Here is an 18,498-nt window from a genome sequence, read left to right as displayed (position 1 = left end):
ATCATGTTTGAAAAATCTTTCATCACAGACTGTGAAGGCCCTTTGACTTTAAATGACAATGCTTTTGAATTGTCTGCCAGTTTCATCGATAAGGGGGATGAACTCTTTAAGATACTTAGTCTATATGATGATTATCTGGCTGACATTGTTAAGAAAGAAAACTACAAGGCAGGAAATACCTTAAAGTTAATATTGCCGTTTTTTGTAGCTGAAAATCTTAAAAATGATGATCTGGTTGATTTTTCCAGAAAACATATCTATACAGTAAAGGACTCCAAATTTCTTTTAAGCTACTTGCAGGAAGCCATGAATACATACATTGTCAGCACCAGTTATGGTCAATATATTGAGGCCGTATCCAATTATATGGAAGTACCGTTTGAAAATACATTTTACACAAAGGTCAATCTAGATAACCTTGCCTTGAATGATGAGGAACTTGAAAAAATCACTGAATTCAAGGGAATGATTTTGGAAAATCCTGAAGACTACGAACTTTTCGATGACATTTTCTTCAATGAAATTGCAGAAATGGGATTTTACGAAGGAATCAGGGATGTTGATGTTGTCGGTGGAGAGGGCAAGAAGCTGGCCATCGATGAAATCATTCGAAGGGACGGAATTGATGCAAATGAAATGTTATATATCGGAGACAGCATAACCGATGTGGAGCCGCTGGAGTTTGCGCGTAAAAATGATGGGGTAAGCATATCATTCAACGGAAATGAATATCCTCTTAAGGTGGCTGAGATAGCTATCGTTTCTCCAAGTGCAATCGCAACGGCAGTAATAGCCAATATTTATGCAAATCATGATAAGAATAAAGTTTTAGAATTTATTAAAGATTATAGTGATTCAAAAGATTATGAATCTTTATTTGACGACTACAATATTGAATCTGAGATTAAGGATAGATTTTTCTCAGTTTTTGAAAATGAAGAGTATCCAATAATTCAAATTATCGCAGAAGACAACTTCGATGAAATCCTAAAGTTAAGCAAGGAAATGAGAAACAATATTCGCGGTCAGGATATAGGTGGATTAGGATAGGTGAATAAAAATGAGTTATGAAAAGGTGGTAGACACATTCTTCGAAGCTTTTGAAGGAAAGTACATTAGGGCCCTGATTACAGGACCGACAGAAAAGATTGTAAGGAGGGCAGCTTATGATTCAACTTCAACACCAAGTGCCGTAATCGGCAGGGTTGAAGGGGGTGTAGAAGGATTTCTGGATGAATCCCAAACTCCCGACGGCAGATTCGGCGCCATTGTCCAATACTGGATGGACGGAGATAATGTTGAAAAATTCGCATTTGAGCTTTCCTACAGGCTCAGGCAGGATGTGCTGGTAAAGCCGTTCACACGCATTTTTGACTATTCCGATAAGGACAGCGATGTTTCCATTGAAATGATGGATATTGTAGGTCACTGCGGTGATGGATATGAATGGATTGTAGAGGAATACGGGAGAAGAATGATTAATGTCCCGATTGCGGTTCCAGATTTCCAGATAGAAGAGAAATTCAAAATCAATGATGGAATAATGGGAGGCAATTTCTGGTATCTGTGCTCAACCCAGGATGCTGTTCTCGATGCGGGTGATGCTATAATTGATGCAATCATGGACGTCCATGGGGCTACCGCTCCGTTTGACATTTGCTCAGCTGCATCAAAGCCCGAGACAAACTATCCTGAAATCGGTCCGACCACAAATCACTTTTATTGTCCGTCCCTTAAGGAATCATTGGGCGACATTTCCAAAGTTCCCGAAGGCGTAAACTACATTCCGGAAGTTGTGATAAATGCAATAGATGAAAAATCTATGAATGAAGCCATCAGGGCAGGAATTGATGCTGCTTTGGAATTTGATGGCGTAGTTGGAATATCTGCAGGCAACTTTGAAGGAAAGCTTGGAGATAAGAATATTAATCTGTTAGATATTTTGAAGTAGGGTTTGAAATGGAAATATTGGATAACGATCTTAATGCGGAAGTAATAGGTTTTGGAGCATTAAATGTAGACAAGCTCTATTCAGTTGAAAATATCGCAGGCAAAGATGAAGAAAGCTTTATAAAAAGTAAAACTGATACTCCGGGAGGATCTGCAGCAAATACTATTATAGGATTGTCCAGATTAGGATGTTCAACATCAATCATAGGCAAGATTGCTGAAGATGAAGAAGGAGATTTGATTGAATATAATCTCGCCGTAAACGGCGTTTACAGTAATAATTTGATTTATTCAGAAACAGGTTCAACAGGCAAATGTCTGGGTTTTGTAGACTCAAATGGTGAGAGATGCTTGTATATCGATCCGGGAGTCAATGATGAGATTCAGATTGGTGAAATAAATCCCCTCAACATAATGAGATGCAAGATAATGCACTATACATCCTTTGTTGGGGATTCCTTCAAAACTCAAATAGAACTGCTGGAAAAGCTTAGCAAAGACACAATATTGAGTTTTGACCCAGGAATGCTCTACGTGCAAAAGGGATTTGATGAGCTTAAGCCAATACTTGAGCGAACAGACATACTGCTCATCAATGAACCTGAATTAAGATTATTATGTAATAATAATGATGCTTCCTTAAAGGAACTGGCTATCGGTTTCCTTGATTTGGGAATTGGAACGGTTGTTGTCAAGCAGGGCTCAAAAGGAGTATTTGCAATGGACAACTCAAATGAATGCTTCGCTGAAGCTTATGAGTGTGATGTTGTAGATACCACCGGAGCCGGAGACAGCTTCAACAGCGGATTTCTCTATTCCTATCTCAACGGTTTTGATTTGGAAAAATCCTGCCAAATAGGAAATTGGGTTGCAAGCAAATCGATTGAAGGATTCGGAATGGATAAGTTTCCTTCCTTAAAGGATTTAAAGGAGTTCTTTTAGGGAATAGATTAAAAAATTAGTTAGTTGGTATTAAAATGAATGTATCTTTTATAAAACAGATGAAGGATATGGAACGTGAAGTTCTTTTGAAGTCTGTTGAATTAGATGATGATGGCGAGGATTTCCAGTTTGAGCTGGAGGACTTCAGTTCAGAACAGGAGATAATTGCTATAGCACCAAGATGTGTTAGATGTAACACATGTGTAAGTGAATGTCCAGTTAATGCAATCGAACCAGCTAATATTTTTAGAATAGCTAAGATAACTGATAAGTGTGTTAAATGTGAGATTTGTGTTCAGACTTGTCCGGTTTCAGCAATTAAATTGATTAACAACACTGTCAGTTATGATGATGAGGATGAACGTGATGTTATTGAATATAACCTGTCAAACGTTAGAAGTCCTCACAGAGTCGTTCGTATGAACAGCATTTCAATTGATTATTCTGATGATAACAATTGGGCCGATTGTGCGAATTTATGTCCGACAAATGCATTCACTCTTCAGTTTAAAGAGTTTTTTGAGGGTATGGAGACAGGTATAGAGTTGATTGATGATGAATTGTACCCTCACATTAATGAAAAGTTGTGCATCGGATGCGGAGCTTGTGTCGAGATTTCACTAAATGACTTTGCGGTTAAATTGGATAGGTATATAGGTCCTATTATCCACAGTAGGCAAATAGATATCAATCATGATTTATGCGTAAACTGTTTCTTATGTGAAGAGAACTGTCCGACAGGAGCTATAGAATTAGTGGATGGTGAAGTTGTTTTGGACAATGATAAATGTGTCAGGTGTGTCGAATGTACTAATCATTGTCCTGTTGGAGCTCTGAAAAGAGTTGAAATTGAATAAAATGGGGTCTGTTTATGAAAGCAAAAGAATTAATGGATAAGGATTTCGTATACTTAAACGCTGATGATAGCGTAGTGGAAGTTTCAAAAGTAATGGAAGAAATTAGACGTTTCACCTGTCCGGTTGTCAATGACAATAAACAGTTGATCGGATGGGTAACTTCATTTGACATTACTAAAGGTTTAAGGGAAGGAAATGAAAAGATTTCTGAAATAATGAGCGGATATGAAGAAATTGCAACTGTTAATGAAAATGATCCTGCAAGAAAAGCGGTCATTTTAACAGCAAACAATAAGTTCGTTACCGTACCGGTTTTAAATGATGAAAAGCAGGTCATAGGAATGGTTCGTGCATGTGACATTGTTGAATTGTTGTCAGAGTTATATGACATCAAGGTTGTAAAGCTTTACAAGGCAATGCAGAACCAGCTCAACGGTGTAACCTGGGAAGAACTGATGGCAGCATCCGCTTTGGTGTCCAAAAAGACTACCGGCAAGAAGATTTCTCCTGAAGAATATGAGGCAAACATAATGAATTCCACTTTCGGAGAAGCTATCTGGGCAACAGGCGGTTTGGAAAAATTCTTCGCAGGTTTGATTTCTGTTGGAGAACTGGTTGTTGCTCGCAGAGTAGGAAAAGCGAGAAAATAAAATTCAAGTGATTTTAATGGGGGAATATAACGAATATCAAGACAAAACAATCCTCATAACTGGTGGAGCAGGCTGTGTTGGAAGTAACCTGACAAGAAAATTTGCAGATATGGGTGTTGAAAAGGTAATAATCCTGGATAATCTGTCCTCAGCATATGAATGGAACATTCCAGACAGGGAAAATATTGAATTCATCAGGGGCGATATCCTGGATGATGTCGTACTTAAAAGGGTATTCAAGCAAAAACCTGATTATGTATATCACCTTGCGGCACATTTTGCAAATCAGAACAGTGTTGAAAATCCCGAAAAGGATTTGATGGTTAACGGAATAGGGATTTTAAAAGTGCTTCAGTATGCGCAGCTCACAGGTGTCAGCAGATTTGTTTATTCCTCATCAGGATGCGGCGTTTATGGACTTGATTCAAAAATGCCGTTTGAAGAACATGATATTTCCATTTCACTTCACACCCCATATCAGGTAACGAAACTTCTAGGAGAACTCTATACTAACTACTTCCACAACTTATATGACATGAACATCGTAAATGCAAGATTCTTCAACGTATTCGGTCCGGGCGAAGTTCCTGGAAAATACAGAAACGTGATTCCTAACTTCATGTACTGGTCCAAAAACGGTCAGGCATTGCCAATAACAGGGGATGGGACAGAAACAAGAGACTGGACATTTGTAGATGATATCTGCAATGGACTGATAGCCATGGGAATTGAAGAGGAAGCAATAGGCGAAGCCATTAATTTGGGTTCAGGCAAGGATCACCGGGTAATCGACATGGCAAACAAAATCAATGCATTAACTGGAAATGAAGCCGGAATAAACTATGTTGCCCGCCGTGACTGGGATGCAAAAACAAAATTGCTCTCTTCAATTGAAAAGGCTAAAGACATTTTAGGATATTCTCCGAAGGTTTCCTTTGATGACGGCCTTAAAATGACTCATGACTGGTTCTGTGAAAATTGGGATGATATTCAGGAATCTGCTGAGTTCTAACTTTTTTTCAAAATGGATCTTATCCATTTTTCACATTTTTTTTAAATTTTCTCAATTGGCAAATATTTTATACTTTTATTCAGATATATATTAATAATTTAAAATTGTTAGGATAATATTCAAAATATTATTTTACATATTTTAGAGATTTATACATTGATTATTAAAATATTCAATAGAATTTTTTAAAATAATTAATCAATTCATGAGAAAATATAGGAAAATTTGTGATATGTATGGTTGAAGAGAATAATAATATGCTACTCGGCACTGGTGATAAGCCAACTCCATTCAGATTGGTGCTGCTAGCTATTCAGCATGTTTGTGCAATGTTTGGAGCTACAATTCTAGTTCCTATTGTTGTAAACACCACTGCAGGAGCAAACATTTTATCAATTCCGGTAGCATTGGTTTCATCTGGTTTAGGTACATTGATTTATTTGATTTGTACCCGTAATAGAAGCCCGGTATATCTGGGAAGTTCATTTGCATTCATTGCTCCCATGATTGCAGGTTATGCAATAGGGGGTACTGGAAGCGTATTTACGGCTTTAATGATTGTGGGTATTGTTTATGTTATCATTTCAATGATTATACGTATTACAGGCCCAGGTTGGATTAACAAATTGCTTCCTCCCGTTGTGGTTGGTCCGATGATTATGGTAATAGGGTTGTCCCTGGCTCCAACAGCAATTAGTGAAATCGGACTGGATTTGACTACAGTTCCTTGGCAGAATCTGTTGGTTGCATTCATATCATTTTTAATGACTGCCATAGTTGCAGTTCGAGGAAGGGGAATACAGCAGGTCATTCCATTCCTGATAGGTATTATTATTGGATATATTGTAGCGGCGGCATTGGGTATGGTCGATTTCACTCAGGTGATGGCTGCTAAAGTATTTGAAATCCCAAAATTCTATATGCCTTTCGTGAATTATAACCTGAACTTTGCAGCAGTCCTGACAATTGTTCCTATTGCCCTTGTGACAATGGTGGAGCATGTCGGAGACCATAAGGTATTGAGCGAAATAATCGGACGTGACCTGATTGAAGACCCTGGTCTTCAAAGAACATTGCTTGGTGACGGTCTTGCCACATTTTTGGCGGCATGTTTAGGGGGTCCTGCAAACACCACCTATGGTGAAAACACTTCCGTTGTGGGCATGACCCGTGTAGCATCCACCTATGTAATAGGTCTTGCTGCTTTGATTGCCATTGCTTTTGCATTTTTAGGCCACTTGACTGCATTATTGACTGCCATTCCCACACCTGTTTTAGGAGGTATTTCTGTATTGCTGTACGGATTCATCTGTGTGAACGGTCTTAAAATATTGATTCACAACCAAGTTGACTTCACCGACACAAAAAACGTTGTTGTAGCAGCCACCATGCTTGTCTTAGGTTTAGGAGGCGCATCCTTATCTCTTGTTCTTGGAGATCTGTCCATCGCAATTTCAGGAATGTCACTTTCAGCAATTGTAGGAGTATTGTTAAACTTGTTAGTGCCGGAGGAAAAACATGAATGAATTTGTCCTAAATCATCCATTAATAACTCATAAACTTGCAATCTTAAGAGACATCAATACAGGAACAAAGGAATTTCGCGAACTGGTAACCGAAATTTCAACCATTCTTGTTTATGAGGCTATGTGGGATGCAAAACTTGAAAAAGCAACAATTGAAACTCCACTTGAAAAAATGGAAACCGGAATGTTGAATGAAGACAACTATGCTGTTGTTCCAATCCTAAGGGCTGGAATGGGTATGGTTGACGGTGTTCTAAACGTAATTCCCAATGCAAAGATAGGCCACATTGGACTTTACAGAAACGAGGAAACTTTCGAACCTGTTGAATATTACTATAAGATGCCTGAAGGAATTGACAAAAGGGAAGTCCTTGTAATAGATCCTATGCTTGCAACCGGCGGAAGCGCATCTGCAACAATATCCAGACTTAAACAGGATGGAGTGACAAAAATCAAATTGCTATGCATTGTAGCGGCACCTCAAGGAATTAAGACAATTGAAGAAGACCATCCGGATGTTGAAATATTCTGTGCCGTTGTCGACAGGGAACTTAATGAAAACGCATACATCATGCCGGGGCTCGGAGATGCCGGAGACAGAGTATACGGAACAAAATAGTGAAGTTTAGCTTCACTACCTTTTCTTTTTTTTGATAACATGTGGAAACTAATCTGGCCGATTTTGGTCGTCATACTTTCAAACACCTTCTATAATATTTGCATGAAATCGATGCCGGGAGATGTTAATCCATTCGCAGCATTGATGATTACATATTTAGTTGCAACAATCATATCCGCAATTATCTTTGTGTTCATGGTCGGACCTTCAAACGTGGGCGTCGAGATTTCAAAAATCAATTGGACTTCAGTTGTTTTAGCGCTGGCAATCGTAGGCTTGGAAGTTGGATATGTATTTGTATACCGTGCAGGATGGGCAGTCAGCACAGCCAGCGTAGTTGCAAATATCGGTTTGGCCTGTGTTCTTTTGATTGTCGGATATTTCCTGTACAGGGAGAATGTCTCAATCAATCAGATTGTGGGAATAGCCGTCTGCATGTTCGGTCTGATTCTAATTAATATCTGATGTTTTTTTTTTTGATTTATTGTCCGGAGTGCGGGACATTGATTGATGAAGGTTAGGGATACTGTCATAAGTGATGATATAATATTTACTGCATTGATGAAGATTTCTCGTAAATATCCAAACTATACATATAATTTCTTTAGATAAACTAACTCCTATTTATACACATTTTATAAATTAGGGGATGTAATTACTCTGAATTTTAATAGTTAATGGTACAAATATAAGGCTCAAATATTGTCAATGGGGACCTACGGTTACTTTGCTGAATATAACACGGGTATCTACAAGCCCACAATCCGCTACGGCTGAAACAAGAAATACACAAAACAAAAACATGTTCAATAACAATCAAATAGGGATTGACATCTCTATTTTTTCTTCTTTTTTTAAATTCATTAATAGCCTAATTGTTCATAGAATGTCCTAATTTAATGGCATTCATTTCGATTTGAGAGGATGAAATCTAAATTTCAAACATTGCTCTTTTTTCTTGATATTTTTCAAGTTTAATAATAACTTATTTATTATATCTAAAACAAATTAAATATCATCTTACCTTTGGAGGATTTATATGAATAAAAGTGATTTGAAAAGAGATTATTTTATGCTTAAAGGGCCTCTGGCCAAAAAGGGATATGATTGGTGGTGGCATTCTTTAACTGCATACAACAAAAAAACAGGCGAACCAAGACCTTTTTTCATCGAATACTTTGTTTGCAATCCGGCATTGGCAGAAGAGGAACCTACTCTTGGTCAATTGCCTGAAAACAAACAGGCAGGTAAAAAACCATCCTACTGCATGGTTAAAGCAGGTACTTGGGGTAAAAATCCAAAGCAAATACATAATTTTTACTCCATGAAGTACTTCGATTGTCCTGATGATGAATTGAACATTAAAGTTGGTGACTGTAGTTTAACAGAAACCCATATGAGCGGATTTTCAAGAGTAAGTGAAGAGGAAGCTCGAGACCACCCGGAATACATGTGTGATGCCGGGGATATGATGTGGGATTTGGATATTGATAAGAAAATCACTTTTAATGTGGGTTATGGTGCTAATTCACTATTCAGAAAATTGAATTCCTTTGAAATGTTTTGGCATGCTGAAGGTATCAAAACAGAGTATAGCGGAACCATCTGGCTTGATGGTGAGGAATATGAAGTGATTCCTGAAAAGTCATACGGATATGCCGACAAGAACTGGGGAGGGGACTTCACATCTCCATGGTTATGGATTTCATCATGTAACATAACCAGTTTAATCACTGGCAAAAAATTGAACAATTCAGCATTTGAAGCCGGAGGTGGAAGGCCAAAGGCATTCGGAATTTCAATACCTCGTAAATTGCTGATCGGATTTTACTATGAAGGCACCATGTATGAATACAATTTTGCAAGATTCTGGAACATGGTAAAAATTGATTTCGACTTCGAGGAAGGTGAAGAAGTCCACACATGGCACATTAATGCAAGCAACAGAAACTCCAAAATGGAATTGGTTCTTTACTGTAAACGTGATGAAATGCTACTGATTAATTACGAAGCTCCAGACGGTCAAAAAAGACACAACTGCCTATGGAATGGTGGAAACGGTTGGGGTGAAATCAAATTATACAAAAAGGACGGAACACTAATAGACCATGTAAAGATTGAAAATGCAGGATGTGAATACGGGGAGTATGATAAGTAATGATATTCACTGACATCCTTGCGTTGATTGTTGTTTATATTTATGTAGCTGTCATTTTCGTGATAGCCGAATTGGTTTTAAAGACAAGGCCTGAAGTTTCACGTAAGTTCCTGCATATTATGGTAGGTAACATGATATTTGCCATGCCGTTTTTCTCAGACCCTTGGGTAATGGTATGGTTCTTAACACTGCCGATTACAATAGGACTGTTCTTCCTTACAGAATACTCACCAATCAAAATACAGAATAGCGTAACCGAATCAGGACATGCATTAGGGTTATTCTTCTATGCATTGATTTGGACTGCACTGATTGCAGTATTCGCCACCATTGCTCCGGCAAATGACCCTAAATTCTACATCTGGATTGTAGCATTGGCGATTGTTCCTATGGTTTACGGTGACGGTTTCGCAGCATTGATTGGTCAAAAGTTCGGTAGATTGAAATATACCGTTTTCGGCGGTCAGAAATCCGTTGAAGGATCCCTTACAATGTTTGTGATTACCTCTGTAATGAGCGTTTTCGTATGGATGGTCTTCTCATCTATCGGCTGTACAATGCCTGAATTCAATATTGTTTACATATTGATGATTTCTGCAGTTGCAACAGTCTGTGAAGCATTGAGTTATGGTGGAATTGACAACTTGACAGTTCCTGCATTAACCGCTATTTTATATTATTTGGTAGCTGTATTGTAAGCTACTTATTTTTTTTTTATTTTTCATTTGCTGATATTTGCATTTCAGCAGCTCTTTTTTGCATCTTGGAGGCATCGCCAAATAGTCATTTATATATTACTTTACTAACTAGTTATATCGAATGGTGATATTATGAATTTAAGGGAAGAGGCAGAAAAAAGAGTCGATGCGAAAATTAAGTTTCAAGAAAACCTATTTAAATATTTGATTGTAAATATTATAATAGCCGCGATTAGTTTTGTATTTTTACACAGCTTTTGGCTACTTGCAGTTGTAATGTTCTTCTGGGGAATTGAAGTTGTAGATGATTTTTTAAATGCATATTCTCTTAATAATCACAGAGAAAAAATGATTCAAAATGAACTTTCAGGAATGGGTGATTAGATGAGCGATACTTTAAGGGCAATAGCTGAGGAACGTGTTAATGCAAAGATTAAATTTTATAGAAACTTCACATCTTACATAATTGTGAATGCATTTTTGGCTGTAATAAATTTTATTTTCACTCCGGATTTCTGGTGGGTGGCATTCCCGATAGTCTTCTGGGGAATTGGAGTCTTTGTGGACTTTATAAAAGCATTTGTGGTCCATGATAAATTTGATAGCGAATCTTACAGGGAGAGCAAAATCGAAGAAGAGATGGAAAAATTAAGGAAGTAAATCATGAAGGTAAATCTTTTTGTTTCAAGGGATATTGAAGAGCCCCATGCCGATATTCACACTAATGAACTAACCGACAACATCACAAGGGCAATGTCAATTCTGGAAAGCGAGGATTCAAATGAAATGCTGGCCGTTAAGAAGGGTTCGGATATTGCGCTTTTGGAATATGATGATGTATACATGTTCAGAGTTGAGGATAAGCAAGTAAAGGTATATACTGAAAATAGCGAATATCTGGTTAAAAAGGCATTGTATCAGGTTGAGGAGAATCTGACAGGTGATTTTGTAAGGATTTCCAAAACCACAATCGTCAATTTGAGAAAAATTGAAAGGGTTGCCCCTTCACTTAGGGGGATGATGTTCATTGAACTTAAAAACGGTCTAAAGGACAATATCTCAAGGAAATATTTGCCGGAGTTTAAACAAGCATTGGATTTATAGGTGATGACATGAAGATAAAATTAATTGAGGGATTGGCATTGGGTGCATTCGTAGGATGCTTTATTGTCATGTTTGTCATGGTTTTAATTGCTCTTCAGCAAGGGCCCCAAAACGTTAGTTTCACAGGCACCGAAATAATAAACGCATTTATAGGATCAATTGTTGTAGGTTGGGGATTTTCCATAACCGGATTGATATATGACTATGAAAAAGTTCCGTTTCCGCTTCAGATAGCATTCCAAATGGGTATTGGAATGACAATATTATTCATTGTTGCAATTTATCTCCAATGGATGCCGGTCAATCTTGGAATGGGGATTATTATTGAATGGATAATAATAGCATGCATATTCGCAGCGATTTCATGGTGTGGTTTTTACATATATTATTATTTGGTAGCTCGTGATTTGAATAGGAAACTGGGTAATCAGTAAATTATTTTTACTTTTTACTTTTTCCATATAGATTTCAGAATTCCTCAGGTCTTTTTTTCAAAACAAGTTTATTCTATTTAATTTCTTATATTTTTAAATCAGTAGTTGTGCCTTTTAACTCTCAAATGATTGGTGTTATTTTAAATTTAATCAACTTTAAAACAGCACTCGCTACAGCTTTTGCCTTGGAATTTCACAACCCCTTTTATTGACGGCAGTATTGCTGCAATATCTATCTAATTTTTAATTCAAAAAAAAATGAGTTTGAGGAAAGATTATTTCCCCATATCTATTTTAACATAAATTTCTTAATGCCAATTATGCTTAGGATTATGGCTATTATATATCCTATTAAAGAAATCAGCGGCATGTCTAAGACTCTTGGTCCGAATGAAACAACTGAAGAACCGATTATAAGGGCACATATCAATGCGATTATTGAAACCTTGTCGTTAATGTCGATTTCAAGCCTTAATTGCAGTTCCTCATTTTCAATCTTGTGAATGAGTCTTGTTAGAAGTTTAGGCATTGACTGAAGCATATGCCCATACATGATTATGTTGCTTTTCTTGCCTTTTAAATAGTTTTTAGGATTCATTTTTTGTCTGGCAATTTCTGCAGCAACAGGTTTGATTGATGCGAAAACATCGATTTCAGGATCAAGATTTTTTGCAATGGATTCAATCATTGACAATCCTCTTGCCATTGTAACGACTTCATTTGGCATAATGACTCCATAGTCCTGCATAAGGCCAAGCAGTTCTTCCAATACTCCATCGAAACGATTAAGGGAAACGCCGAAATACCTTCCGAACATATCGTTCATGTCCCTTCTCAATGTTGCGGTATCGATATCATAATCCAATATGTCCATGTACATTAACTGATTTATCAATCCGTCAACGTCCTGGTCTACAAATAACAGCATTACTTCGGAAAGGTTTCGTTTGAATTCTTCATCCAAGAATCCCATCATACCTTCATCAAGATAACAAACGACATTATCGTCTAAAATCATAATGTTTCCTGGATGAGGATCTCCGTGGAAGAAACCGTCAATGAATATCTGTTGAAGATATGAATCAAGCACATTTTTTGCCAAAAGCTTTTTGTCGAATTCATCACCTGTGCTTGCATAAACGTCATTCAGTTTTGTACCTTCAATGAATTCCATTGTCAAGACTTTTGAGGAACAATATTCAGGGTATGTTTCCGGAATGTGAATTGATGGATTGTCCACAAAATTCATTTCTATGCGTTGCATATTCATGAATTCATTGTTGTAGTCAATTTCCTTATGAATTGAACGGTCGAACTCCTCCATAATTCCCGGCAGGTTTATTTTTCTTAAATCGGCGTTCCATTTATCTGCACGGTTGGCGATATATTTCATTATCCTTAAATCAAGGTCAACCTTATCAGTGATGCCTTCCTTTTGGATTTTGACTGCAACACGTTCTCCGGTGATTAGTTTCGCTTCATGGACCTGACCTATGGATGCGGTTGCCAAGTGTTCATGATGGAAATCCTCAAACAACTCATCGATATTGCCGTTGAGTTCCCTTTCAACTATTGCTTTGACCTGTTCATATGTTATTGCCGGATTGTCATCCTGCAGGTTGGCCAATTCAGTTGCAATATTCTCTCCGACAACATCAGGTCTTGTACTTAACAGCTGGCCTAATTTGATGAAAGTGGTTCCCAATTCCTGAAGCATAAGCCTTAATTTAACGGGAATCTCATCATCCAATAAAAGACTGTTTGATTCGTCATCGTCATCGCTTCTTCTTATTTTGCTTTTTGCGGTTTCGCCTAAAATCTTGTCGAAGCCGTATTTTTTAAGGGCGGCTCTGATTTCGCCCAAACGTTGTTTTGTTTCCTTATCCATATTAATCCCCTACTTAATTGCTTTCAGCAACCCCTGACGCCAGGAATAATATTCCTTCCATAATCAAACATATTCCAACGATAATTGCAACATATAAAGGTTGTGCAAGTGATGCGAAAGCAAGATAAACAGTCACTATACCCAGGATTAAAACCAGTACTGATACTATTCTGGATAATGTATCCAATGCGAAGAAAATTCCGAAAATACCAATGAATATCAATACAAATGCAATCAAGTAGAAATGATATGCAACAATGAAAGACAATGCATCTATTTTATATATGAATAGTAATCCCAGCAATATTGCACAGATTCCAAGCAGTATATCGAGCAGTGAAACATGAGCCATCATGCTCCATACTGAAAATCCGTCAATAATGGAAGCAAATCCGAATGCGATTAAACATATTCCTGCAATCCAGGACACTGCCTGTGCACTATAGATGGGGTAAACTGCAAAAATTATACCCAATATTATAAAAAAAATTCCTAATAATTTCTTAACGTCCATATTAATCACCAATATGTAATAATTATGTAAATGCCATTATATATGTTTTAACTAATTAAAAAATGGTGAACAACATTGAATATATGGTGAAATTTCCATATAACCCATATCTTACAATTTAAATAAGCACTTCAAGCTAAACTTTATGTTTGTCTTTCAGGTATTCATCAGTTTTCACACTCAAATGTCAAAAATTTAATATATCGTTAATCATAAAAGTGTTACATGAAATTCCATGATTGACAAATTTAAAAGTAACTTGAATAACGATAAAAAAATAGCAGCCGTATTGACAATTTTGTTTATATTCAATATTCTTCTTTTCATAAATCTCTTTGGATATATGACTATTGTAAAACATGTGGATGTTTCCGTATTGCATGAGTTGGGAACTATTATCTCAGCAATCATCATTTTAGGATTTATCTCAACCAGGCTTCCAAAACTCAAAGAGGCTACTGATGGATCGATTTATGAAATCGCATATCTGGTAATTATTGGTTTGCTGAGCATTACTGTTTCTTATTTTAACAAATCTACAAATGGGGAGTCATTGTGGGCTCCGTTTTTAGAGATGTTTAGGATGTTATCTGTGATATTGATTTTAACATTCGTAGCTACTAAATCCAAAAGTTTCAAGGCTACCATCAGGGGCAAGACTTCAAGAAACACCCTGATATGGCAAGTCTTTATATTTTCAATACTTGGAATTTTATCATCCTATTTCACTCTGGATGTAAATGGAATACCTGCCAATGCAAGAGGATTGGTTGTGATGATTGCATCATTATTCGCAGGAACATATGTCGGAATTCCAGTTGGATTGGTATCCGGTGTTTGGAGATACTTCCTTGGAGGGCCTACTGCGCTTCCATGTGCCGTTGCAACAATACTATGCGGTTTTGTAGGGGGAATTGTCTATAAATGGAGTGATGGCAGATTTTTAACTCCATTTAACGGAGCACTATTGATGTTTCTCTATAGTGGATTCGACATGTTTATAGTATCTATTTTGACCCCTGGAGGCCAGGGATTAGTCATCGCCAATGCACTTTATGCTCCAATGACATTTACTGCAGTACTTGGAATAATATTGTTCACCATGTTCCTAACCGAGAAAAAAGAGGAAGCCTTAACTGAAATTAAAAATGATATTTCAACCAATATGGATATTACTGATGCGCATACCGAAAGAATAATTGAATTGTCACGGGAATTGCGGGAATATAAAAACAAACTCGATGAATTGGAACAGAAAATAAAAGAAAATCAAAAATAAGTGTTTAGATACGGGAGCTATGAAAAAACAACCATAACCGAAAAGTTAATGCGCAACAGATTAATTCCAATAAGCCATATGGAAGTATGTATTTGATGATTGTTTCTCTAAACAAGAACAAATAATAACTGTGATTTTCACGATGAATCAAAATTCAATAAAGAATATTGAACAAACAACTAATGTTATCAAATTTTAATAAATTATTCTTATAAATTTTTAATTTTATTAATCAATTAAAAAATATCTTGTTTTTTTCAAATTTTTAATTGAAAATGGGTTTTTATTTTTTACGAGGATAATAATTTATTATTTTTTTTAAAAAAATGATTTAATTTCTGAACATTAGTTCTATATTTAATAATAATATTCTTCATAAATATATAAAAAATAAAAATTTCTAATCATCAATATAAAGATTTATATATTAATAGAAATAAAATGGTATTTGTAAATAATTCAATTTATTTACTAAATGATGGCTAATCTATCATTTTAGAAAAGAAAATTTAATACTATGGGGTTAAAATGAAATATAAAACATATGTATTTACAATATTGTTAATGTTTTTAATCAACTTCAAAACCGCACTCGCTACAGGTTTTGCTTTGGAATTTCACAACCCCTCCACATTCAGGGCACAACCACTTTTCACGGTCATGGCTCATCATGCGTCCAATGCCTGTAGTTTTGATTCTTTTGGCGCTGTCCAAGGTATTCAAATCATGTCTTTTCACATACTTCTTTGAGTGCTTTTTGATTTGGGGACATGGAAACTCGCTGCAGCGACCGCAATAGCTGAAATTCTTGCTGTCAAAGCAGGTTTTAATCTTGCATTTTAAACTGGCCTTTGTTTTCCCATCATCACTGATCAGACAGCCTGCACATGGATTTTGGTATTTTTCACAGCTTATGCAGTTTATGCCGCATGGCGCAAGCAGCTTTGGGTTGATTTCATCGGGCATTTTCATGTTAGCACTCCTATAGATAATTTATATATCTATTCAATAATAAATATTACCTCATGAGAATATTGCTTGTTCAGGAATCCGATTGGCTGGAGAGAAATCCGCACCAGCAGCACCATCTGATGGAGAGAATGGCCTTGAGGGGTCATGAGATAAGGGTTATCGACTATCCAATCGACTGGCCAAATGATGATGGCGGCGGTTTGATTTATCACAGGGAGATCCATGAAAACGTTTCAAAAATCAAGCCAGGAGCTAATATTGATGTTATACGGCCGGGGTTCATTAAAATCAAGGGCCTTAACTATGCAGCACTGTTTTTTACTCATAAAAATGAAATTGAACGTGAGGTTGAAGAGTTCAAGCCGGATATAATATTGGCGTTGGGCATTCTGAATTCATATAATGCATCAAGGATAGCCAAAAAAAATGGCATTCCGTTCGTATACTATTTCATTGATGTGATATACAAATTGATTCCGGAGAAGGCATTTCAGAAATTGGGAAAGCTCTTCACAGAAAGGACCATTCGCAATGCTGATCTTGTCATCACGATTAACAGAAGGCTGTCGGAATTTGCATATTCTGTTGGTGCACAGCCGGAATCCACAATCCTGATAGAAGCGGGAATTGACCTGGCAAGCTACGACCCCAATCTTGATGACTCCGTTATACGTGAAGAATATGGCATAGCCAAGGATGATATAGTGCTCTTCTTCATGGGGTGGATTTACGAATTTTCCGGAATGAAGGAACTTGCACGCGAATTGGGAAAAAATAAGGAGAAGTATCCACACTATAAGCTTTTGGTCGTCGGTGACGGGGATGCGTATGATGAGATGTGCAGGATAAGGGATGAGTATGACATATCAAATCAGCTTATCCTGACAGGAAAGCAGCCATTTGAAAGGATACCTGAATTTTTGGCTTCAGCCGATTTCTGCCTTCTTCCAGCATACATCGATGAAGAGATAATGCAGGATATAGTTCCGATTAAGCTCTATGAGTATCTGGCGATGAAAAAAGTTGTCATTGCAACTGAACTTCCTGGAATTTCAAAGGAATTCGGCTATGGCAATGGAATTGAATATGTTCAGGAAGCAAGTGAGGTTTTGGATAAGGCTGGAGAAATTTTGGCCAGCGGCAGGTATGGGGAAATTTCTTCAAAGGCAAGGGAATATGTGAAATCCAATGACTGGGAAGCCATCACAGACAAGTTTGAGGATGCAATGAAAAAATTATTATGACTGATTTTTCCCGATTTTTTCCATTTTTAACGATACTTTTATAAATGCATAAAACAAATATTTGATTACTGTTATTTTTATGGCAGTGATAATTACTTTTTTTGGGATAAGTTCCCATATGGATGTGGCCCAAGTGGCTGAACAAAAAGGTGTTATTTATGTACAAATATATAAGAGAAGCATGGAAAAACCCAGATGAGTCTTACGTACGTGAACTCATGTGGCAAAGAGCTCCTAAATGGAGAAGACAAAAAGCAGTTCAAAGAATTGACAGACCAACCAGGCTCGACAGAGCTAGAAGTTTAGGTTACAGAGCTAAAAAAGGTTTCGTTTTAGTAAGGACCAGAGTAAGACGTGGTGGAAGAAGAAAAACTCGCCGTTTCAACGGTCGTAAACCTAAAAGAATGGGTGTAAACAAAATTACCCAAGCTAAATCTATTCAAAGAATTGCTGAAGAACGTGTAGGCAAAAAATACCCTAACTTAGAAGTTTTAAACTCTTACTGGGTATGGTCTGACGGTAGATATAAATATTACGAAGTAATTTTAGTTGATCCAAACAGTCCTTCAATTATCAACGATAAAAAAATCAATTGGATTTGCTCCAAAAAACACACTAACAGAGCTCTCAGAGGCTTAACTAGTGCTGGTA

Annotated in this window: 21 protein-coding genes; 18 read left to right on the top strand and 3 right to left on the bottom strand. The window is 36.9% G+C overall.

What is annotated here, in order from left to right:
• The first annotated feature begins 3 nt into the window (after positions 1 to 3).
• The 15 genes from E7Z77_RS01530 (at position 4) to E7Z77_RS01460 (ending at position 11,950) form a co-directional block, all read left to right on the top strand.
• Positions 4 to 1,050 carry a hypothetical protein gene (locus tag E7Z77_RS01530; RefSeq protein WP_292749407.1) on the top strand — a complete coding sequence of 349 codons (1,047 nt, stop codon included), beginning with the start codon at positions 4 to 6 and terminating at the stop codon, positions 1,048 to 1,050.
• A gap of 10 nt (positions 1,051 to 1,060) precedes the next feature.
• Positions 1,061 to 1,951 (top strand): formylmethanofuran--tetrahydromethanopterin N-formyltransferase, encoded by an 891-nt coding sequence (locus E7Z77_RS01525; RefSeq protein WP_292749405.1) that lies wholly within the window; start codon positions 1,061 to 1,063, stop codon positions 1,949 to 1,951.
• Positions 1,952 to 1,959: 8 nt separating this feature from the next.
• Positions 1,960 to 2,892, top strand: coding sequence for a carbohydrate kinase family protein (locus E7Z77_RS01520; RefSeq protein ID WP_292749403.1), 933 nt, complete (start codon positions 1,960 to 1,962; stop codon positions 2,890 to 2,892).
• 35 nt (positions 2,893 to 2,927) lie between these two features.
• The gene (locus tag E7Z77_RS01515; RefSeq protein ID WP_292749401.1) at positions 2,928 to 3,749 is read left to right on the top strand and encodes a 4Fe-4S binding protein; all 822 of its coding nucleotides are present in this window, start codon (positions 2,928 to 2,930) and stop codon (positions 3,747 to 3,749) included.
• A 14-nt stretch (positions 3,750 to 3,763) separates the two neighbouring features.
• Positions 3,764 to 4,399, top strand: coding sequence for a CBS domain-containing protein (locus E7Z77_RS01510; RefSeq protein WP_292749399.1), 636 nt, complete (start codon positions 3,764 to 3,766; stop codon positions 4,397 to 4,399).
• Between the two features lie 16 nt (positions 4,400 to 4,415).
• The gene (locus E7Z77_RS01505; RefSeq protein ID WP_292749397.1) at positions 4,416 to 5,411 is read left to right on the top strand and encodes an NAD-dependent epimerase/dehydratase family protein; all 996 of its coding nucleotides are present in this window, start codon (positions 4,416 to 4,418) and stop codon (positions 5,409 to 5,411) included.
• Between the two features lie 236 nt (positions 5,412 to 5,647).
• Positions 5,648 to 6,937: a uracil-xanthine permease family protein gene (locus E7Z77_RS01500; protein ID WP_292749395.1), complete on the top strand. Its 1,290-nt coding sequence runs from the start codon at positions 5,648 to 5,650 to the stop codon at positions 6,935 to 6,937.
• Positions 6,930 to 7,556, top strand: coding sequence for a uracil phosphoribosyltransferase (gene upp, locus E7Z77_RS01495; RefSeq protein WP_292749393.1), 627 nt, complete (start codon positions 6,930 to 6,932; stop codon positions 7,554 to 7,556). Before E7Z77_RS01500 ends, upp begins: the two co-directional genes overlap by 8 nt.
• A gap of 39 nt (positions 7,557 to 7,595) precedes the next feature.
• Positions 7,596 to 8,021: an EamA family transporter gene (locus E7Z77_RS01490; protein WP_292749391.1), complete on the top strand. Its 426-nt coding sequence runs from the start codon at positions 7,596 to 7,598 to the stop codon at positions 8,019 to 8,021.
• 574 nt (positions 8,022 to 8,595) lie between these two features.
• The gene (locus tag E7Z77_RS01485; RefSeq protein WP_292749389.1) at positions 8,596 to 9,714 is read left to right on the top strand and encodes a tocopherol cyclase family protein; all 1,119 of its coding nucleotides are present in this window, start codon (positions 8,596 to 8,598) and stop codon (positions 9,712 to 9,714) included.
• Positions 9,714 to 10,412: a diacylglycerol/polyprenol kinase family protein gene (locus E7Z77_RS01480; protein ID WP_292749387.1), complete on the top strand. Its 699-nt coding sequence runs from the start codon at positions 9,714 to 9,716 to the stop codon at positions 10,410 to 10,412. The genes E7Z77_RS01485 and E7Z77_RS01480 overlap by 1 nt, the downstream gene beginning before the upstream one ends.
• Positions 10,413 to 10,544: 132 nt before the next feature.
• On the top strand, positions 10,545 to 10,796 hold the full coding sequence (locus E7Z77_RS01475) for a 2TM domain-containing protein (RefSeq protein ID WP_292749385.1): 252 nt from the start codon (positions 10,545 to 10,547) through the stop codon (positions 10,794 to 10,796).
• Positions 10,797 to 11,072: a 2TM domain-containing protein gene (locus E7Z77_RS01470; protein WP_292749383.1), complete on the top strand. Its 276-nt coding sequence runs from the start codon at positions 10,797 to 10,799 to the stop codon at positions 11,070 to 11,072.
• 3 nt (positions 11,073 to 11,075) lie between these two features.
• On the top strand, positions 11,076 to 11,516 hold the full coding sequence (locus E7Z77_RS01465) for a LytTR family DNA-binding domain-containing protein (protein ID WP_292749381.1): 441 nt from the start codon (positions 11,076 to 11,078) through the stop codon (positions 11,514 to 11,516).
• A gap of 8 nt (positions 11,517 to 11,524) precedes the next feature.
• Entirely contained in the window at positions 11,525 to 11,950 is a 426-nt protein-coding gene (locus E7Z77_RS01460; RefSeq protein WP_292749379.1) for a DUF3021 domain-containing protein, read from the top strand.
• Between the two features lie 289 nt (positions 11,951 to 12,239).
• On the opposite strand, the gene E7Z77_RS01455 is transcribed toward E7Z77_RS01460, so the two are convergent.
• Both E7Z77_RS01455 and E7Z77_RS01450 read right to left on the bottom strand, forming a co-directional pair.
• Positions 12,240 to 13,838 (bottom strand): AarF/ABC1/UbiB kinase family protein, encoded by a 1,599-nt coding sequence (locus E7Z77_RS01455; protein WP_292749377.1) that lies wholly within the window; start codon positions 13,836 to 13,838, stop codon positions 12,240 to 12,242.
• 13 nt (positions 13,839 to 13,851) lie between these two features.
• Entirely contained in the window at positions 13,852 to 14,352 is a 501-nt protein-coding gene (locus E7Z77_RS01450) for a DUF308 domain-containing protein (protein ID WP_292749375.1), read from the bottom strand.
• A gap of 235 nt (positions 14,353 to 14,587) precedes the next feature.
• Here E7Z77_RS01450 and E7Z77_RS01445 point away from each other — a divergent pair, with 235 nt between their 5' ends.
• On the top strand, positions 14,588 to 15,631 hold the full coding sequence (locus tag E7Z77_RS01445) for a LytS/YhcK type 5TM receptor domain-containing protein (protein ID WP_292749373.1): 1,044 nt from the start codon (positions 14,588 to 14,590) through the stop codon (positions 15,629 to 15,631).
• Between the two features lie 570 nt (positions 15,632 to 16,201).
• Here E7Z77_RS01445 and E7Z77_RS01440 read toward each other — a convergent pair.
• Positions 16,202 to 16,603: a DUF3795 domain-containing protein gene (locus E7Z77_RS01440; protein ID WP_292749371.1), complete on the bottom strand. Its 402-nt coding sequence runs from the start codon at positions 16,601 to 16,603 to the stop codon at positions 16,202 to 16,204.
• 53 nt (positions 16,604 to 16,656) lie between these two features.
• Here E7Z77_RS01440 and E7Z77_RS01435 point away from each other — a divergent pair, with 53 nt between their 5' ends.
• Both E7Z77_RS01435 and E7Z77_RS01430 read left to right on the top strand, forming a co-directional pair.
• Entirely contained in the window at positions 16,657 to 17,847 is a 1,191-nt protein-coding gene (locus E7Z77_RS01435) for a glycosyltransferase family 4 protein (protein ID WP_292749369.1), read from the top strand.
• Between the two features lie 158 nt (positions 17,848 to 18,005).
• A partial coding sequence (locus tag E7Z77_RS01430; protein WP_292749367.1) for a 50S ribosomal protein L15e occupies positions 18,006 to 18,498 on the top strand: 493 nt, incomplete at its 3' end.

Source organism: Methanobrevibacter sp., assembly GCF_015062985.1.
GTDB lineage: Archaea > Methanobacteriota > Methanobacteria > Methanobacteriales > Methanobacteriaceae > Methanocatella.
Note: the sequence above shows the minus strand (reverse complement) of the source record. Positions and strands in the feature narration are given on the sequence as shown.

Coding starts and splice junctions, on each gene's coding strand:
- E7Z77_RS01530 (WP_292749407.1), top strand. CDS start 4: ATGTTTGAAAAATCTTTCATCACAGACTGTGAAGGCCCTTTGACTTTA.
- E7Z77_RS01525 (WP_292749405.1), top strand. CDS start 1,061: ATGAGTTATGAAAAGGTGGTAGACACATTCTTCGAAGCTTTTGAAGGA.
- E7Z77_RS01520 (WP_292749403.1), top strand. CDS start 1,960: ATGGAAATATTGGATAACGATCTTAATGCGGAAGTAATAGGTTTTGGA.
- E7Z77_RS01515 (WP_292749401.1), top strand. CDS start 2,928: ATGAATGTATCTTTTATAAAACAGATGAAGGATATGGAACGTGAAGTT.
- E7Z77_RS01510 (WP_292749399.1), top strand. CDS start 3,764: ATGAAAGCAAAAGAATTAATGGATAAGGATTTCGTATACTTAAACGCT.
- E7Z77_RS01505 (WP_292749397.1), top strand. CDS start 4,416: ATGGGGGAATATAACGAATATCAAGACAAAACAATCCTCATAACTGGT.
- E7Z77_RS01500 (WP_292749395.1), top strand. CDS start 5,648: ATGGTTGAAGAGAATAATAATATGCTACTCGGCACTGGTGATAAGCCA.
- upp (WP_292749393.1), top strand. CDS start 6,930: ATGAATGAATTTGTCCTAAATCATCCATTAATAACTCATAAACTTGCA.
- E7Z77_RS01490 (WP_292749391.1), top strand. CDS start 7,596: ATGTGGAAACTAATCTGGCCGATTTTGGTCGTCATACTTTCAAACACC.
- E7Z77_RS01485 (WP_292749389.1), top strand. CDS start 8,596: ATGAATAAAAGTGATTTGAAAAGAGATTATTTTATGCTTAAAGGGCCT.
- E7Z77_RS01480 (WP_292749387.1), top strand. CDS start 9,714: ATGATATTCACTGACATCCTTGCGTTGATTGTTGTTTATATTTATGTA.
- E7Z77_RS01475 (WP_292749385.1), top strand. CDS start 10,545: ATGAATTTAAGGGAAGAGGCAGAAAAAAGAGTCGATGCGAAAATTAAG.
- E7Z77_RS01470 (WP_292749383.1), top strand. CDS start 10,797: ATGAGCGATACTTTAAGGGCAATAGCTGAGGAACGTGTTAATGCAAAG.
- E7Z77_RS01465 (WP_292749381.1), top strand. CDS start 11,076: ATGAAGGTAAATCTTTTTGTTTCAAGGGATATTGAAGAGCCCCATGCC.
- E7Z77_RS01460 (WP_292749379.1), top strand. CDS start 11,525: ATGAAGATAAAATTAATTGAGGGATTGGCATTGGGTGCATTCGTAGGA.
- E7Z77_RS01455 (WP_292749377.1), bottom strand. CDS start 13,838: ATGGATAAGGAAACAAAACAACGTTTGGGCGAAATCAGAGCCGCCCTT.
- E7Z77_RS01450 (WP_292749375.1), bottom strand. CDS start 14,352: ATGGACGTTAAGAAATTATTAGGAATTTTTTTTATAATATTGGGTATA.
- E7Z77_RS01445 (WP_292749373.1), top strand. CDS start 14,588: ATGATTGACAAATTTAAAAGTAACTTGAATAACGATAAAAAAATAGCA.
- E7Z77_RS01440 (WP_292749371.1), bottom strand. CDS start 16,603: ATGAAAATGCCCGATGAAATCAACCCAAAGCTGCTTGCGCCATGCGGC.
- E7Z77_RS01435 (WP_292749369.1), top strand. CDS start 16,657: ATGAGAATATTGCTTGTTCAGGAATCCGATTGGCTGGAGAGAAATCCG.